Below are 15,262 nucleotides of genomic sequence, written 5' to 3' on the forward strand. Positions count from 1 at the left end.
TAAAAGGATTATATTTGAAAGTTCTACTTCTTGAAGACGACCCAGCACTAAATGATTTATTAAATGAACACCTTTGTGACCAAGGTTTTGATGTGACTTTGTGTACAAATGGACAAGAGGCATTAGAGTATTTAATTGATGAAGTTTTTGATTTTGCACTACTTGATATAAATACTCCAATCATGACTGGTATTGATGTTTTAAAAACAATTAGAACTGATTATAAAAATCAAACACCAGTGATAATCCTAACAGCTTTTCAAGATATGAAACATTTAAAAGAGTCTTTTGAAAGTGGAGTTGATGATTATATTAAAAAGCCTTTTGATTTAGAAGAGTTAGACCAAAGAATTAAAAAACTATGTAAACAGTTTAACTTAGGTAATGAGAGTGAAGTTAAAATTAGTGATGAAATTCTATTTTTACCAGAACTTTGTCAAATTAATTTAAATGGAGAAGTAAAACATCTTGCTCAAAAAGAGAGAGATATTCTAAGCTATTTTTGTAAACATAGAAATAGAGTAGTTTCAAGTGAAGAGTTACTTCAAAATATTTGGGCATATGAAGAGATGCCAACTGATGCAACAATTAGAGTTTATATCAAAAACCTAAGGGAAACTTTGGGAAAAGATAGAATTCAAACAATAAGAGGAATAGGGTACAAATTTGAATAAAAATGAGAGAAATGCACTACTTAGTTTTTTAGCAATTTATATTAGCTCAGCAATGCTTTTATTAGCTGTACTATTTTATTTTTACTATCAAGAGCAATATAAGTCTTTACAAAAAAGCTGTAGTATGGAGCTAATTAATGCGTCTATGAGTATTAAAACTGATATTTTAAATGCCTATATGCATGAGAAAAAATATGTTCCAAAAGCTTTTAAAGATGAAAGAATAAGATATGCTTTATATGACAAAGATAAAAAGTTTTTATTCTCTAATTTAGATAGAAAAGATGCAGTAGATTTTACAAAGAGATTCTATGAAAAAGCTGAACAACACTTTTACGTGCTAAAACTACAAGAGAATAATATTCCTATTCGATATATAGTTACAGAAACGTGTCGTGGTGTAGAAAACATGAATGACTTAAAGATTTACCTAGCTATTATTTTTATATTAAGTTCTGTATTTATAGGTTTTGTAGCCTTTTTCCTTGCAAAACTTTTATTAAAACCTGTTAGAGAAAAAGTTACTGATATGGATAACTTTATAAAAGATTCAGCCCATGAATTAAATACTCCTGTTTCAGTATTAATGACTTCTGTTTCAATGCTAAAAAATGGTAAAAATCCAGAAAAGATGATGAAGTATATATTAAGTAGTTCAAAACAGATTTCTCAGATATACAATGATATTCATTTTTCCGCTTTTAATGATATAAATGAAAGCATGGAAGAGAAATTTGCTTTAAATAGTTTAATTGAAGACAGCGTTGAGTTTTTCAATGATATCTCTGTTACAAAAAATATTAATATAGAAGCAAAAATTGAAGAGCTTGAAGTTTATATGGATAGAACAAAGGCTCAAAAACTTGTAAATAATCTTTTATCAAATGCTATTAAATATAGCAAAAATAATTCTACTATAAAAGTTAGTCTTATAAATGGGATATTTAAAGTAGAAGATTTTGGTATTGGTATAAGTGAAAAGGAACAAAAAGAGATATTTAAACGTTTTAAAAGAGGTAAAAATATTGAAGGTGGCTTTGGAATAGGTTTAGATATTGTAAATAGGATTTGTAAATCTTATAACCTAAAGATAAACCTAGATTCTAAAGAGAATCAAGGTTCAACCTTTAGTATTGATTTTACATCAGTTATTTGCCAATAGGATTTATTCTAAGTGTAATAACTATAGGTTCAGTCTCTGTTGTATCCAGAGTTGAACCTATTGATCTTTTCTCATGGTGAGATAGTTCTCCTTGAATTGTTTGTAGTACATGCCAAAACTTTTCATTAAAAGGAGCACTAATCTGTTTTAATCTGTGTTCGAAAATATCATCAACAATTAACTCTACAATTTGTTGATAGATTACTTTATTTGTTTCTCTTTGTAATCTATACTCTTTCATAATGATTAAATTGTTTTTATAAGCTAATAACTCTTCTTCTACAAGTTCAGTATGCTCTTTAACTTCTTCAATCTCTTTATCTAACTCTTTTTCAAGAAGTTTAACTTTTTCTTTGCAAATCTCTTCAAAATCTGGTTTTAATGAGCAAATTTTATTTAAAATATGAGTATCTTCTAAAAGCTCTTTTTCTATAGTATGAGTGTAGATTCTATCTTTTTCATATTCATGGTGAATTGCGTAGAATATTTGCATTGCAAAAGAGATGTATACATATTTGTCTTCTTTTCCATCTTTGAAATCAACTCCATGGGGAGAAATAATCTCTTTTGGACCAGTATACTTAAGTTTCATAATAAACCTTTAATAATTATAGTGTATATAATTAAACTAATTTACTAGTATTTTATTTAAATCTATATAAAATTAGACACAAAGGCTAAAAATGAATAATAAAATAGAGAACTTTAAAATAGAACCTTTAGATGAACCAGAGTATGTTCATCCTGTAAAAATAAAATATACACAAAATGGTAAAGATAAAACTTGGGAAGCTGTTAAGAATTTTGATTCAGTAGCAATCTTACTTTACCATGAAGAAAAAGACTCTTTTGTTTTAGTAAAACAGTTTAGACCAGCAGTTTATTTAAATGATGAAAGTAAGAAGTTTACCTATGAACTTTGTGCGGGACTTGTTGATAAAAACACTACTTTAGAGCAAATTGCAAAAGAAGAGATAGATGAAGAGTGTGGTTTTGATGTTCCTGTAGAGAGTATTGAAAAAATTACATCTTTTTATACAAATGTTGGAGTAAGTGGAGGTTGTCAACATCTTTATTATGCAAAGATAAATGACAGTATGAAAATCCATGAAGGTGGTGGAATACATGATGAGCAAATAGAACTTATGTATTTACCTCTTAATGAGTATAAAGAGTTTATTTATGATGAATCAAAAGCAAAGACTCCTGGATTGATGTTTGCATTTATGTGGTTTATGGAAAATAGAATCTAGATGAAGTTTGCACAAGAATTAAACGTAATCTTTGAAAACCCTTCAAAGCACAAGTATGGATATTATGTTCAAGTTTTAATTTATCTAAATATTCTAGTTAGCATAGGAGTGATGTTTTTAGAGACAGAAAAATCTTTAAGTGAATATTTTGAACTTTTTAAAACTATTAATATGATAAATATATTTTTATTTACTATTGAGTATTTATTAAGAGTCTATTCTAAAACAAGAAAACGAATAAAATATATGTTAACTCCTTTAATGATTATTGATTTAATAGTTTTAATACCTTTTTATCTATCATTTTTAAATATCGATTTAGGTTTTTTAAGAGGACTAAGAATACTTAGGATTTTCAAGCTTTTTAGACTAGCAAAGTTTAATGAGTTTGATAAAATGATTTTAGATATAATAAAAGAGAAAAAAGAGGAGCTATTTTATATAGTTGTAGTTCTTTTTATTCTTCTTTTTACTCTAACTCCTTTAGTTTACTATTTTGAGTCAAAAGCCCAGCCAGAAGTGTATTCAAGTATGGGTACAACTTTATGGTGGGCTGTGATAACTTTTACAACTGTTGGGTATGGAGATATGTATCCAATAACAACAGTAGGTAGAATTTTAACTACAATAGTTAGTATATTAGGAATTGCTTTTTATGCAATCCCTGGAAGTATTTTTACAAGTAGTTTACTTGATAAGATAAACCAAAGACGAAATAAAAGAAGAAGACGATAATTATTGTTGTTCCCACCACTTTTGTGTTTGTTTATACTTTAGTAAAGAAATAATCTCTCCCATTTTGGGATGAGTTATTAAAATATTTTTTTCTCTAGCTTCTTTAGAAATTTTTTTTAAAGGTTCATTCCAAGCATGATTTGAGAGTTTAAAACTACTGTTATGTATAGGAAAAAGTATTTTTCCTTTTAAATCTTGATGAGCCCTTATTGTCTCTTCAGGCATCATATGAACTTCTTTCCAGCGTTCATTATAAGCTCCGGCTTCTAAAAACGTCATATCAAAGGGACCAAACTTATCTGCAATTTTTTTAAAACCACTAAAATATCCCGTATCTCCACTAAAAAAGATTTTAGATTCCGAAGAGTTAATAACCCATGAAGACCAAAAAGTCTTATTTCTATCAAATAAGCCACGCCCTGAAAAATGTTGTGCTGGGGTTGCAGTTAATGAAAGGCTTCCTTTTGTACAAGATTGCCACCAATCTAGTTCACATACTTTCATAGTATCTATGCCTAAGTCTAATAAGTTTTGTTTTACTCCAAGAGTAGTATAAAAATGTCCTACTTTATCTTTAAGTTTTACGATACTTGGGGCATCTAAATGGTCGTAATGATTATGTGAAATAATAACTATATCTATAAAAGGCAACTCTTCAATGGTAATTGGTAATTTATGAAATCTTGTAGGAGCAACAAAAGGAAAAGGTGTAATTGACTCAGAGAATACTGGGTCAGTTAAAATATATTTATTATCTACTTTAAATAGTAAAGTTGAATGTACCAATCTAACTACAGAGTTATTAGGCATATTTTCAATATCTTTAGAGGTTAGTTTAACAATTGGAATTGTATTATCTTCTGGTATTTTGTTTTCAGTTTTATCTGTCAAAAAAGCCCATACGTTGGACAAAAAGGTACTAAAACTTGAATCATAACTCATTTCAAGGTTTTTAAATACACCATTTTCATAGTGTTGTTTTGAACTTGTTAACTTCTTTGTGTTTTGTGCACAACTTGACATGAAAACTCCTGTTAAAAAAATCAAAAAAAAGTATCGATTCATATTTTAGTCTATCTATTTTTGACTGTGTAAAATGCAGTAATACTTGACATTATTGCAGAAATAGCTAAAATTATGGCACTAAAAACAAATGTTATCTCATATCCATATGCATCGAATAACAGTCCACCAAGTGCTGCTCCTAAAGTAATAGATAATTGAATAACTGCAACCATTAATCCACCACCAGCTTCTGCATCATTTGGTAGTGTTTGACTAAGCCAAGTCCACCAAGCAACTGGGGCTGAAGTTGCAAATAGTCCCCATAGACTTATTAATATAAATACCCAAGTAACAGAGTTTCCAAATAAAATAAAACCTATAGCAAGAAACATCATTAAAAAAGGAATAACTATTAGTAAACTAAATAGTTTTGTTTTTAATAGGTTTCCAATAATAAATGTTCCAATTAAGCCTGCAATACCTAAAGCTAAAAGAGCTAAAGATATCATCTGAACATCTAGTTTTGTTTTTACTTCTAAAAAGGGTCTTAGATAAGTAAAAAGAGAAAATACTCCCATAAAAAATAACATAACCGAAACTATTCCTAGAGTAACTTTCCATTGTTTTAAAAGTTTAAATACACTGCTTAGTTTTGGTCTATGGCCATAAGAGTGCTGTGATGGTAATGATGGCATAGATTTATATTGCCAAATAAATGCAATAATTGCAATTGGAACAATACAAAAAAATGCTCCTCTCCATCCAATAATTCCACCTAAATAACTTCCAAGAGGTGCAGCAATTGTTGTTGCTAATGCATTTCCGCCATTTATAATAGCAAGTGCTTTTGGAACTTTATCTTTAGGAACAAGTCTCATTGCAGTTGCAGCAGACATAGACCAAAAACCACCTATACAAATACCTAGAATTGCTCTTCCTATCATCAAAATTGTTGCATTTGGTGCAAAAGCAACTATTATTCCTGATATTCCCATTAAAATAGTAAAAAATAGAAGTATACTTTTTCTATCGATTTTACCTACTATAGTAGTAAGAAATAAACTTGTAAAGAGTGCAAATAGCCCGGAAATAGATATTGATTGACCTGCATATCCTTCAGTAATTGTTAAATCATTAGCAATAGGTGTAAGTAGACTTACTGGCATAAACTCTGATGCAATTAAGACAAAAGCACAAAGTGCCATTGCCCAAACTGCTCCCCAGATAGGATTAACTTCTTTTTTTTCTTTCATTATTATCTTTTATATAGTAGCAGTATCGATTACGTATCTATATCTAGCTTTTTTGTTTTCAACATTTTTCCAAGCCTGAGTGATTTCTTGGGCTTTAATTATTTGAATCTCTGGTAAAACATCATTTTTTGCACAATAATCAACCATTTCTTGTGTTTCTTTCATCCCACCAATAAGTGAAGCATTAAAATTAACTCTATTAAAAGCAAGCCCAATATTACTTAGTGTAAGTTCAAATCCTATAGGCATACCAACCATAGTAAAGTAACCATAAGGCTTAACAGCATTTGCATAAGCAGCTACATTAAACTGATAAGGAATAGTTGAAATCATATAATCTAATTGTCCAGCATATGGTTGAATAGCTTTTAACTCTTCATCAACTACAATTACTTCTTTTGCTCCAAAACCTTTGATATCTTGTACTTTATCAGCACTTGTCGTGAAGGCATAAACTTGGGCACCTTTTGAAACAGCAATTTTAACAGCTAGGTGTCCTAGTCCACCAATTCCAGCAACACCAACTTTATCACCTTTTTTAATGTCTGCTTTTATTAATGGTGAATAAGTAGTAATACCAGCGCATAATAGTGGGGCTGCTTTTTCAAAACTAATATTATCTGGTAAATGTACTGCAAAATGATCTCTTACAACTAAGTGTGTAGAGTATCCACCTTGAGTGATACCAGTAGGCTCTTTTTCTTCTGGATAACCATATGTAAATTTAGTATCTGGATGATATTGCTCTTCTTCACAAGTTGTACAACCATTTACCATACAACCAACACCAGCTCTATCACCAACTTTAAATTTTCTTACATTTTTCCCAACTTGTGTTACAACACCGGCAATCTCATGACCTGGCACTTGTGGATATTGTTGTTTTCCCCAGTGACCTTTTTCTTGGTGAATATCTGAGTGACAAATACTTGCTGCTTTAATTTCTATTAAAATATCATTATCTTCAACAGGTCTTCTTTCAAACTCCCAAGGTTTGATTTCTCCTGATTCATCAAATGCTGCATATCCTTTTGTTTTTACTGTATTACTCATTTTATTTCCTTTTGTTTCTGCAAATATATTTACAGGTTGTGTAGTAAATACTACTCCTGCACCAACTAAAGCTGAATTTCTTAAAAATTCTCTTCTTGTTTGTTCTTGTTTTTTAGTTTTGTTCATATTTAAGCCTTTTAAGTAGAAAGACTGTGGCTTATTTTAAGTTATTATAATACTCATCATCCACAGGTTCAAGCCATTCATTTGAAGTCTCTTCTCCAGGAATCTCAACAGAGATATGACTAAACCAACTATCTTTTTTAGCTCCATGCCAGTGTTTTGTATTTGGTGGAATAATTCCAATTGAACCTTCTTTTAACTCTTGCGGTTCTTGTCCTTCTAGAACTAGCCACCCTTCACCTGCTGTACAAATAAGCATTTGTCCACCACCACTTTTCGCTTTGTGGATATGCCAGTTATTTCTACAGGCTGGTTCAAATGTCACATTTGCCATGAAAATAGGAGCTTCACCTGGTTTAACTAAAAAATTTAAAAATGAATCTCCAATGAAATATTTAGCATAGTTATCATTTGGTACACCAGTACCAAACATATTTGCTTTTTCAAATTCATCTTTATTTAAATATTTCATAATGTCCTCCTAAAAATATTATTGTTTATCTATTTTAATTGTTCCACTCATTTTAGATATATATTCTAAGCCTGAGGTACACTCTCCTAATTCATATAAACCACTTGCACTTCCAAAGTCTTTATAAAACATAACTACATCTGCCCATGGAGCATAATAAGCTAGTGTTCCATTTTTAGCATTTGCTTTTGGAGTGTTGTTAACTGATAACTTTGTTGGTGGATAAAAAATCTTTTCATTATCTCCAAAGTTTTCAACTGCAATAGTTAGTGGTAATTGTGAATATAAGTCTTTTGAAGCTTGTGAATTATTTAATTCAAAAACTGTAGTATTTCCATTTGAAACTACACTTATTTTCATTTTTTTTCCTTGTTTGGCATAAGATATTGTTGTAAGTAGAATCAACAAACTATAAAGTAATTTTTTCATTTATCACTCTTTTATTTTTATTATAATCCATTTTTTAATATAAAGGATAGACAGATTCTCTATGTGTATTGCCTATTTCTATAAATTTGTATGCTTTGGGTTTTTTGCAAAAATAAGTGTTGTGATACAAACTATAAATGCTAAAACTCCATAGAATATTGATACATGAAATAGATTCATATAGTGTGAAAGTTGACCTGCAATAAAACTTGATACTGCTGCTCCTGTATATGAAGTTGCATATATTAATGACAATACACCAGCTCTTTGTTTTATATTTATATCTGCAAGAAGTGAACGAATACTTCCTGTTAAAACTGCACCTTGTGATGCTCCTGCAATTGCACTAGATAAAATAAATAGTGAAATCATAGATAGTTTTAAAGAAGCTAATATTCCAAAAACAGCAAATGTAAAAATAACCATTCCTATTCTTTGTGCATTTGCAGAAGTTAATTTAGTAGTTAAAGGACCTCCAATTGCACTAGGAAGTAAATATGATGAAAATAAAATAGCAACCATAAGAGTACTATGTGTTCCTAATTGGTCAACTGCAATAGATGGTCCAAATGCTTGATAAAAAGCACCCATAGCCCAAGTTGCAACAAAAGTAGATGCTGCAATAGGATAAAGTCTTTTGTCTGTTTGAGGCAAAGAAAATTTTGGTTTAAGCGATTTTATTAAGCCTTTATTTTTCTTGACGGACTCTTTGCTAAACATAATTAGTATTGAACAAAGACCTAGAATACATAATATAACTACATAACATAAAGCTCTAGGATAAGGTGCAAATTCAACTAAACTTCCACTCATAAGTGCACCTAAAGTAAGACCTACCATAGGAGAATTACTTATAATTGCAGAAGGAATCCAAGATGGTAAACCATGGGCTGAATCAACTATATATGAGCTGATAGCACTTGAAGCAAGCCCACAAGCAATACCTAGCAATAATCTTGCAATGATTAGTGATTGAGCAGAATCAATATCTAATAACATAAGTGTTGATATAAAGGTAAGTACAAAAATTAAAAAAGCAACTGGTTTTCTACCTAAATGATTTGATACTCTTCCAAATATTAAAAGAGCTGAAATAGCTCCAATAAAATAAACAACAGCAGTAAGTGCTAAATCATTATATGTTAAGCCTTCTTCTTGTCTATATATGTCATACAATGGGATAGGTGCTGCAGAAGCTGCAAAAACCATAAGAAAAGAGAATGTTGAAGCAATAAATGAGATATTTAATTTATATTTTTTGATTATTTCTCCTAACAGTAATATCTATAGGTCATTATAAATAAGATTAAAAAAATAGAATAGAAGAATTATCCATACTAATTGTCTAATTCTCTAAGTTTAAATTTTATTTGTAGAATTTGGTATAAAATTTGGAGAAAATGGTATTCAAATATTTTGATATAACTTTTATAATACTCCTGCGAATTTAAATTACAAAGGACAAATAAATGGAGTTTTCTTTTCATAATCCAACAGGAATAGAGTTTGGAAAAGGTAAAATTAAAGAGATAGCGAACCTAATCCCAAAAGACAAAAAGGTATTAGTAGTATATGGTGGTGGTTCTATTAAAAATAATGGAGCTTATGACCAAGTAGTTGAAGCTTTAAGTGGACATGAGTGGTTAGAGTTTGGTGGTGTTGAGCCAAACCCAACAGTTGAAACTATGAATAAAGCAGTAGAATTAGTAAAAGCTGAGGGTGTTAATTATATCCTTGCAGTTGGTGGTGGTTCTGTTATTGATGGTTCAAAATATCTTGCAGCAGCATCTTTATATGATGGTGATGGATGGGATTTCCTAGATGGTACAGCAGAAGTTCAAGAAGCTCTTCCTTTAGCAGTTGTATTAACTTTAGCAGCAACTGGTTCTGAATCAAATAACTTAACAGTTGTATCAAGAAAAACTACAGATGAAAAAAGAATGTATTTCTCAGATCATTCTTACCCACAATTTGCAGTATTAGACCCATCATTTATGGGAACTTTATCTGACAGACAATTAGGAAATGGTTTAGTTGATGCATTTGTTCATATTTCTGAGCAATACTTAACAAAAACAAATGACCTTTTAGTAAATGATGGTTATGCTGAAACTTTATACAAAGGTTTAGTTACACTAGCTGAAAAATGGAGTGAGAGAAGAACATTATGGTGGCAAGAAAACTTAATGCACATCTGTAATCAAGCACTTAACTTCCAATTAGCAAATGGTGTTTGCCAAGACTGGTCAACTCACATTATTGGACATGAATTAACTGCATTTTATGGATTAGACCATGCAAGATCTTTAGCAGTAATCTTACCTCACTTAATCAGAGAAATGATTGATGAGAAACAAGACAAATTAGCACAATTTGGTAAAAATGTATTTGGAATTGAAAACAATAACGAAGCTATTATAGAAAAAATTGAAGAAGTATTTGAATCTGTTGGTGTACCAACTAAATTAACTGCTTATGAGATTGATGATAAAGTTGTTGAAAATGTGCATAGTGCATTTAAATCTCATGGTTACACTGAAATTGGAGAAAATGGAACTGTTACTTTAGATAAAGTTGAAAAAATTATTAACAGATCTATTGCAGCGTAAGTTTTAACTTACACTACACTAACAAGAGGCTTTTGCCTCTTTTGGTGAAAATCCAAAATAACTTTTAAAATCTCTACTAAAATGTGATGGGTTATCATAACCTAATTCATTGGCTACATCTACAACTTTATAGTCATATTTTACTAATAAGTCTTTTGCTTTTGTTAGCCTTATCTTTTTTATATATTGCAGTGGCGTGTGTGAAGTAATCTTTTTAAAATGATTATGAAATGAAGAAACACTCATATCGCAAACTCTTGCAAGAGTATCTGTATCAATATTATCCTTATAGTTATCATGAATAGTTTTTAATGCTTTTGCTATTTTTGATTCCTTGTTCTCTTCTAAAAACATTTTATGTAACATCTTTGCATTTTTACCAATGGCAATTCTATAAAATAACTCAGTTAAAACACCATTAGCTAAGATACTTGATTCTTCTTTTGACTCTAAAATATCTAACAGTTTTGAAGTAGCATCTTCTATTTCATTTGTAACTTTATCAGAAAAAATACCAAAGCTATTTTCATCTTTATTCTTAAAAGAGTCGTGATTTAGTTTTTCAATAATATCATACATGATTTTTCTATCTAGCGATATTAGTAAGCAGATAAAAGGTTCTTCTTTTGTTGCATAAGTTTCACACTCTAAGGGTAAGGTTGTAGGAACAACAAGATAGTTATCACAGTCAAAAGTAAAACTATTATTAGCTAGGTTTGCAATCTTTTTCCCTTGCAAAACAAGGATTAGACATACATCGTAAATTAAAGGGCTCTTTGGTTCATAGTTTTTAGTTTTAAATATCTTTACACTTTTTAAGTTAGTATCATGGATACCATCTTCAATATGTAGGATTTCTCTATTTTCAATAATACTTTTTTTCATTTCTTTCTTTATAAATAAAATCGTGGAATTTTAATACAACTATGTAATATTATAGATTAAATGAAGTATCTAAACCCTTATACCTTTTAAAGTATAAGGATTATGTTTTTATGAAAGGTAAGCTCCACCACAAACAGGTAGATATGTTCCTGTAATATGTGAACTCTCATCTTTTACAAATAGGCTAACTGCATTTGCAATATCATCAGGGTTTGCAACTTTTCCGGTTGGAGTAATTGACTTGATAAACTCAATAAACTCTTCTGGTGCACCACTTGTTGCATCAGTTAAAACTAATCCTGGGGCAATTACATTTGATGTTATTCCATAAGCTCCTAGCTCTTGAGCAAGATATTTATTAAATGAATCAAGTGCTCCTTTTGCTGTTCCATGTGCAATAAAGCTTGGAAGAGGGTCTTCTGATAGAGTACTAGAAATAAATACTAATCTTCCAAACTTCTTTTTAATCATTGATTTAGTTGCAAGTTTAGAACAAGCATATGCTGCATGCATTTCATCATTTAATTTTTGAGAGAACTCTTCCCAAGTCTGTTCTACAAATGGTTTTGGTACAAAATTCATATTTGCATTTGATACAAGAATATCAATACCACCATGATTTTCTTCAATTTCATTAAACATCGCTTCTAATTGTGCATCATCTCTTATATCTGCTTGTATAGCAACAGCTTCTCCACCGTTGAAGTTTATTTCATTTACAAGTTCATTTGCAACTTCAGTACTATTTACATAGTTAATGATTACTTTGTAGCCTTCATTTGCTAGTTTTTTGGCTGTTGCAGCGCCAATTCCTCTAGCCCCACCTGTTATTAAAACATTTTTTTTCGACATATAAAATCCTTTGTTGGTTAAATACTTGTTAAGTGCAAGTATAATTGAGCTAAACTTAATTACTTGTTAAAGACAAGTATTAGTAAAATATGTTATAATTTTTTATGGAAAAACAAAATTTCGAACTACAAAAGTCTTTAGGGTACCACTTTAATATAATATTTATAAATATTAAAAAGTCAATGGAAATAAAACTAAAAGATTATAATTTAACTCACTTACAATTTAGTATTTTAATTAACTTATATAAAAATAATGTCACAACACAAAAAGAGTTATTGAAATATACTTATGGTGATGAAACAAGTATTACAAGACTAGTTGATAGATTAGAATCAAAAGGCTACTTAAAAAGAGTACAATCACCAGAAGATAAAAGAAAAAAAATGCTTCTTTTAACAGAAGAAGGGGGTATTTTAACTGAAGAGTTGATTACTAGTGCAAAAAAAGTAAATAGCGAAATAACAGCTAACTTAAGTAAAGAAGAGTCTACACTACTTTTAGAGTTATTACAAAAAATAGATATCTCTATGTAATATCTTCATTTTAGATAAATAGGCAAGTTTACTAGATAATCATTATATTGTGATTTTATATTTTAATGTATACTTCTTTTTATAAAGGAGTGAAATCATGAAAAAAAATCAAACATTATTATCTGTACTTGATTTAGTTCCAATCGGAGAAGGTTTTTCAATAGGTGATGCTTTAAAAAATAGTACAAAACTTGCCCAAGCAGTTGAAAACTTTGGGTTTACAAGATATTGGATTGCGGAACATCACAACTTTAATAATATAGCAAGTGCTGCTACTTCAGTTATTTTAAGTCATATTGGTGCAAATACAAAAAAAATAAGAATTGGTTCAGGTGGAATAATGCTTCCAAATCATTCTCCTTTAGTAATAGCCGAACAGTTTGGGACATTAGAGTCTTTATATCCAAATAGAATTGATTTAGGATTGGGAAGGGCACCTGGGACAGACCAAAGAACAGCTATGGCTTTAAGAAAAGACAAAAATGATGGGTCTGATTTTCCACTTATGCTAAATCATCTACAATATTATCTATCTAATGAAGGTGGTCCAAAAGCAATAAAAGCTGTTCCTGGATATGGACTTGATATTCCTATTTGGTTGTTAGGTTCAAGTACTTTTAGTGCAAAACTTGCAGGACAGAAAGGTTTACCTTTTGCTTTTGCTTCTCATTTTGCTCCTGATGCTATGGAAGATGCAATACTTGAATATAAAACAAATTTTGTTCCATCAAAGAGTTTGGAAGAACCATATATTATTATTTGTATAAATGCTGTTTGTGCTTCAACTCAAGAAGAAGCCGAGTTTTTAGCAACTACAGAACTTCAAAAATTTGTTTATTTACATAGAGGTGATGATAGGTTATTACCTAAACCTACAGAGGATATGGATAGTATCTGGAAAGATTGGGAAAAAGAAGGTATAAAACATAAACTTAGAGAATCTATTTGGGGAACACCAAAGTTTGTAAAAGAGAGATTAGAAAATCTAGTTGAAAGAACAGGTGCAAATGAGATTATGATAAACTCATGGATTCATGACCCAAAGAAAAGAATAGAATCCTATGAATTAATATCAAAAGAGTGGATGAGGTAGATTAACTAGCTAACTTCTTCTCTTAGATATATAGCATGTGCTTTAGGGGACATCCCAAACATTCTAGAGTATTCTCTACTAAACTGAGAAGGACTTTCGTATCCTACTGCAAAGGCAACTTCAGAAGCTTCAACATTTTGATTAAGAAGCATCAGTTTTGCTTCTTCTAATCTAATTTTCTTTTGAAATTGAATAGGAGACATGGAAGTAATAGTTTTGAAGTTTTGATAGAGTGATGATTCACTCATATCAATAAGTCTTGCAAGCTCTTTTACATTTAGTTTCTCATTGAAATTTTCTTTTATCTCTGTAATTGCATGAACTATTTTATTTGAAACAGTACCTTCCATAGCAAATTTATTTAAGAAATACCCACTTTTGTCATTGATTAAAATAAATAGAATCTCTTTTATAATTAAAGGTGCTAAATAATCCATCTCTTCTTTTGTTTTATCAATAAGTTTAATTAGTCTTGAAACTGGCTCATATAGTTTTTCTGTTAAGTCATCAAAGAATAAACCTTTTTCAGATTTTACATTCATCGCAAGTTTATTTGTATCAATATTTTTGATTACATCATAAATATCTTCAAGTTCAAATTTAATTCTAAGTGATGCGTAGGGAACTTCTTCACTTGCTTCTAATATCTTTACTTTTGCTGGTACGTGAGTTGAAGATAATAAATATTTTGAATAATCATAACTATAAAGTTCCTCTCCAAAACCTACTGCTTTACTTCCTTGAAGAATTATGCATAAAGATGGCTCATAGATAATTGCATTAAACTCTGTTGGCTCTGAAGAAAAGTAAAAATCTAAGTTTGGAATATCTGTTTGAAAAAGTCCATTATTTTTAAAAGAGTATTTATTCTCAACTATATTTATCATGGAACTTTTTAGTAGTTCTATATTATTCATTATGTCCTCACTATTTAGAATATATAACTAATTATATAGAAAAAAGTTCCAAGTGAATATAAAAATGCTCTAAAGTGATTGCCTAATTCTACAAAAACATAAGGTGATTTAATTATTTAAAGATTTAGAGAATCAGGCAATTGTTTTATAATATTGTTCTATTTGAATTTAAAAGTTTCATATATACTTAAAATGGATATGACTAAAAAGT

17 protein-coding genes are annotated in these 15,262 nt (G+C 29.8%); 7 read left to right on the plus strand and 10 right to left on the minus strand.

Features of this window, described 5'->3' with window-relative positions:
- The first annotated feature begins 14 nt into the window (after positions 1–14).
- Both CRV03_RS00530 and CRV03_RS00535 read left to right on the plus strand, forming a co-directional pair.
- Complete coding sequence (locus tag CRV03_RS00530; protein ID WP_129083184.1) at positions 15–674, plus strand: response regulator transcription factor; 660 nt, start codon at positions 15–17, stop codon at positions 672–674.
- The gene (locus tag CRV03_RS00535; protein ID WP_129083185.1) at positions 667–1,836 is read left to right on the plus strand and encodes a HAMP domain-containing sensor histidine kinase; all 1,170 of its coding nucleotides are present in this window, start codon (positions 667–669) and stop codon (positions 1,834–1,836) included. Before CRV03_RS00530 ends, CRV03_RS00535 begins: the two co-directional genes overlap by 8 nt.
- Here CRV03_RS00535 and CRV03_RS00540 read toward each other — a convergent pair.
- Positions 1,823–2,428, minus strand: a complete 606-nt coding sequence (locus CRV03_RS00540; protein WP_129083186.1) for a hypothetical protein — start codon at positions 2,426–2,428, stop codon at positions 1,823–1,825. The two genes, CRV03_RS00535 and CRV03_RS00540, sit on opposite strands and share 14 nt — an antisense overlap.
- A 91-nt stretch (positions 2,429–2,519) precedes the next feature.
- On the opposite strand from CRV03_RS00540, the gene CRV03_RS00545 reads away from it, so the two are divergent.
- Together CRV03_RS00545 and CRV03_RS00550 are read left to right on the plus strand one after the other, a co-directional pair.
- Complete coding sequence (locus CRV03_RS00545) at positions 2,520–3,089, plus strand: NUDIX hydrolase (RefSeq protein WP_129083187.1); 570 nt, start codon at positions 2,520–2,522, stop codon at positions 3,087–3,089.
- Positions 3,090–3,824, plus strand: a complete 735-nt coding sequence (locus tag CRV03_RS00550) for an ion transporter (RefSeq protein WP_129083188.1) — start codon at positions 3,090–3,092, stop codon at positions 3,822–3,824. It abuts the gene before it with no gap.
- Here CRV03_RS00550 and CRV03_RS00555 read toward each other — a convergent pair whose 3' ends face one another.
- The 6 genes from CRV03_RS00555 to CRV03_RS00580 form a co-directional block, all read right to left on the minus strand.
- Entirely contained in the window at positions 3,825–4,847 is a 1,023-nt protein-coding gene (locus tag CRV03_RS00555) for an MBL fold metallo-hydrolase (RefSeq protein ID WP_129083189.1), read from the minus strand.
- A 50-nt stretch (positions 4,848–4,897) separates the two neighbouring features.
- The gene (locus CRV03_RS00560) at positions 4,898–6,082 is read right to left on the minus strand and encodes an MFS transporter (protein ID WP_258238959.1); all 1,185 of its coding nucleotides are present in this window, start codon (positions 6,080–6,082) and stop codon (positions 4,898–4,900) included.
- Between the two features lie 9 nt (positions 6,083–6,091).
- Positions 6,092–7,261: an NAD(P)-dependent alcohol dehydrogenase gene (locus tag CRV03_RS00565; protein ID WP_129083190.1), complete on the minus strand. Its 1,170-nt coding sequence runs from the start codon at positions 7,259–7,261 to the stop codon at positions 6,092–6,094.
- 31 nt (positions 7,262–7,292) lie between these two features.
- On the minus strand, positions 7,293–7,730 hold the full coding sequence (locus tag CRV03_RS00570) for a cupin domain-containing protein (protein ID WP_129083191.1): 438 nt from the start codon (positions 7,728–7,730) through the stop codon (positions 7,293–7,295).
- A gap of 18 nt (positions 7,731–7,748) precedes the next feature.
- Entirely contained in the window at positions 7,749–8,090 is a 342-nt protein-coding gene (locus tag CRV03_RS00575; RefSeq protein ID WP_129083192.1) for a cyclophilin-like fold protein, read from the minus strand.
- Positions 8,091–8,237: 147 nt separating this feature from the next.
- Positions 8,238–9,368, minus strand: a complete 1,131-nt coding sequence (locus tag CRV03_RS00580; protein WP_129083193.1) for an MFS transporter — start codon at positions 9,366–9,368, stop codon at positions 8,238–8,240.
- A gap of 260 nt (positions 9,369–9,628) precedes the next feature.
- Between CRV03_RS00580 and CRV03_RS00585 the strand changes: the two genes are divergently transcribed.
- Positions 9,629–10,768 carry an iron-containing alcohol dehydrogenase gene (locus tag CRV03_RS00585; RefSeq protein ID WP_129083194.1) on the plus strand — a complete coding sequence of 380 codons (1,140 nt, stop codon included), beginning with the start codon at positions 9,629–9,631 and terminating at the stop codon, positions 10,766–10,768.
- 18 nt (positions 10,769–10,786) lie between these two features.
- Here the strand turns inward: CRV03_RS00585 and CRV03_RS00590 are convergent, their stop codons facing one another.
- Both CRV03_RS00590 and CRV03_RS00595 read right to left on the minus strand, forming a co-directional pair.
- Positions 10,787–11,653: an AraC family transcriptional regulator gene (locus tag CRV03_RS00590; RefSeq protein ID WP_129083195.1), complete on the minus strand. Its 867-nt coding sequence runs from the start codon at positions 11,651–11,653 to the stop codon at positions 10,787–10,789.
- A gap of 108 nt (positions 11,654–11,761) precedes the next feature.
- Positions 11,762–12,505, minus strand: a complete 744-nt coding sequence (locus CRV03_RS00595) for an SDR family oxidoreductase (protein ID WP_129083196.1) — start codon at positions 12,503–12,505, stop codon at positions 11,762–11,764.
- A gap of 104 nt (positions 12,506–12,609) precedes the next feature.
- Here CRV03_RS00595 and CRV03_RS00600 point away from each other — a divergent pair, with 104 nt between their 5' ends.
- Positions 12,610–13,041: a MarR family winged helix-turn-helix transcriptional regulator gene (locus CRV03_RS00600; protein ID WP_129083197.1), complete on the plus strand. Its 432-nt coding sequence runs from the start codon at positions 12,610–12,612 to the stop codon at positions 13,039–13,041.
- A gap of 97 nt (positions 13,042–13,138) precedes the next feature.
- The gene (locus CRV03_RS00605; RefSeq protein WP_129083198.1) at positions 13,139–14,134 is read left to right on the plus strand and encodes an LLM class flavin-dependent oxidoreductase; all 996 of its coding nucleotides are present in this window, start codon (positions 13,139–13,141) and stop codon (positions 14,132–14,134) included.
- A gap of 5 nt (positions 14,135–14,139) precedes the next feature.
- On the opposite strand, the gene CRV03_RS00610 is transcribed toward CRV03_RS00605, so the two are convergent.
- The gene (locus CRV03_RS00610; protein ID WP_129083199.1) at positions 14,140–15,051 is read right to left on the minus strand and encodes an AraC family transcriptional regulator; all 912 of its coding nucleotides are present in this window, start codon (positions 15,049–15,051) and stop codon (positions 14,140–14,142) included.
- Positions 15,052–15,262: the final 211 nt, after the last annotated feature.

This window comes from Arcobacter sp. F155 (assembly GCF_004116455.1).
Classification (GTDB): Bacteria; Campylobacterota; Campylobacteria; order Campylobacterales; family Arcobacteraceae; genus Halarcobacter.